Raw genomic sequence first — 2,221 nt, 5'->3', positions numbered from 1 at the left:
GGCGCCGGCAGCCGATGCCATCGCAAAAGCGCAAGCACTGGCCGGGCAGGCTAGCCGCCGCGAGCGTGCCTTGATCGGCGCCCTCGCCCATCGTTATTCCGCTCATCACAATTCTCAGGACCAACAGACGGAGCGCGCGGCGCTCGACGCCGCTTATGCCGATGCCATGAGGAAAGTCGCGCGCCGCTATCCGCGCGATCAGCAGATTGCCGTACTGTATGCCGAGGCGCTGATGGATCTGTCGCCCTGGGATTATTGGGAAGCGGCCGGCGCGAAGCCGAAGGGGCGAACCGCCGAAATCGTCGCCACACTGGAGCGCGTACTGCGCGCCAACCCCGATCATCCGGGCGCCATTCACTACTACATTCATGTGGTGGAAGCATCGACCAATCCGCAGCGCGGCGAACCCTACGCCAGGCGCCTCGGCCGGCTCATGCCGGGCGCAGGCCACGTCGTGCACATGCCGTTTCATATTTATTTCCGCATCGGCAAGTATCTCGATGCGCTGGAAGCGAACCGCGCAGCCGTAGCTGCCGACGAAGCCTATCTGGCGCCGGGCGCGCCGAGCGGGATTTACGCGCTGGCCTACTATCCGCATAACGTGCATTCGCTGATGGCTTCGGCGCAGATGGCCGGCGACGGAGAAACCGCGATTGCGGCCGCCGAGAAGCTCGCCCGCATCCTGCCGGTCGGAGCGGCGCACGATATTCCCCCGTTGCAGCCGATTCTGGCAGCGCCGTATTTCGCGCACGCCCAGTTCAGTTCGCCCGATACCGTGATCGCGCTACCCGATGCCGCGGGCGCGCCGCCGTTCGTGCAAGCGATGCGGCACTATGCGCGTGGCGTCGCTTATGCGGCGAAAGTGGAACTGGCCGCAGCCGCTGGCGAAGCCGAAGCGATCGCGCGTCTTGCCCGCGAATCCGACTTTTCGGCGCTGACTGCCGGCGGCGTCCCGGCTGCCGACGTGCTGGAACTCGCCCGCCTCGTGGTGTCGGCGCGCATCGCCCAGAAGCGCGGCGACCTGAAGGCTGCAATCGGCGAATTCGAGCGCGCCGTCGCCGTGCAGGACAAGCTCGCCTACATGGAACCGCCGTATTGGTACTACCCGGTGCGCCAATCGCTGGGCGCTGTCCTGCTGCTGGCCGGCCAAACGCAACGCGCCGAGCAAGTGTTCCGCGCGAGCCTCGTCAAAGCGCCGAATAACGGTTGGGCCCTCTATGGCCTGAGCGAAGTCCACAAGCGCAGCGGCAACGAGCAGCAGATGCGCGCGGCGCAGCGGCTGCTGGCCAAGGCGTGGGCGGGCGAAAACGGAATGCTGGACTTGGGGCGGTTGTGAGTTACAGGCCTTGAACATCCGTCGAAAATATCGTTCAGCCCGGTCGCGCCTGCAATTCGCGGAACTTCCGGCGTTTACGTTTTCCAAACGGGATACGGACATTACGCGCCTTTTTTGGAAGAAACTATCATGCCGCGAGGAGCAGGCGCTGGGCGGGAACGCGAACACGAAAAGCTGAAAAGGGATTTCAAAAACGAGGGTCGCTACAGGCGCCGCGAGGATGAAGTCGCTTCCAGAATCGTCAACAAGCAACGGCGCAGTCTGTTGAAACAAAATCAGAACATGCAAAAGATCGCCATGAAGAATCGACCGGCGCCGGCTTGCCGATCAACCAGTACGACCAGTTGTCCATCGGCGAAATCGGCGAAGAACTCGAATCACTATCAGCGAAGGACGTGCGAGCACTCAAAAAACTACGAAGAAAAGCACAAGAATCGAACGACACTGATTGCGCAGTACGACAGGGCGCTGGTAAATTGAGATTACATAGGCGTCGATTCAGTCTCTGCCGTCCTCTGCCCTCGCGGATAATTTTCCGACATTCCGTGTCGAACGCGCTGCCTTGCAGATTGCCGGGCGTGCCGATACGGAGTAACCATGGAAAAGATTCGCAAATCCGAACAGGAGTGGAAAGAGGCGCTGACGAAAGAGCAGTATCGCGTCACGCGCCAAAAAGGGACTGAGCGCGCATTCACCGGGAAATACGCGGACTGCAAGGACGCCGGCGCCTATCGCTGCGTGTGCTGCGGCAACGAGTTGTTCGGTTCGAATGCGAAGTTCGATTCAGGTACCGGGTGGCCGAGCTTCACGGCGCCCATCGATCCGGACAAGGTCAGCACTGAATCGGACGACAGCTTTTTGATGCGCCGTACCGAGGTTGTGTGC

Annotated in this window: 3 protein-coding genes; all 3 read left to right on the top strand. The window is 61.7% G+C overall.

Annotated features, from left to right (window positions below; all coding sequences use genetic code 11):
* The coding region (locus H0V78_00385; GenBank protein MBA2350284.1) for a hypothetical protein at window positions 1–1,336 on the top strand (1,336 nt) is incomplete at its 5' end.
* 129 nt (window positions 1,337–1,465) lie between these two features.
* Complete coding sequence (locus tag H0V78_00380) at window positions 1,466–1,816, top strand: hypothetical protein (protein MBA2350283.1); 351 nt, start codon at window positions 1,466–1,468, stop codon at window positions 1,814–1,816.
* 117 nt (window positions 1,817–1,933) lie between these two features.
* Window positions 1,934–2,221: peptide-methionine (R)-S-oxide reductase MsrB (gene msrB / locus H0V78_00375; GenBank protein MBA2350282.1), on the top strand; the 288-nt coding region annotated here is incomplete at its 3' end.

It is taken from the genome of Burkholderiales bacterium (assembly GCA_013695435.1).
Lineage (GTDB): Bacteria > Pseudomonadota > Gammaproteobacteria > Burkholderiales > JACMKV01 > JACMKV01.
Note: the sequence above shows the minus strand (reverse complement) of the source record. Positions and strands in the feature narration are given on the sequence as shown.

Bases quoted from the DNA above. Each gene is read 5' to 3' on its own strand.
- H0V78_00380 (MBA2350283.1), top strand. From the start codon at position 1,466: ATGCCGCGAGGAGCAGGCGCTGGGCGGGAACGCGAACACGAAAAGCTG.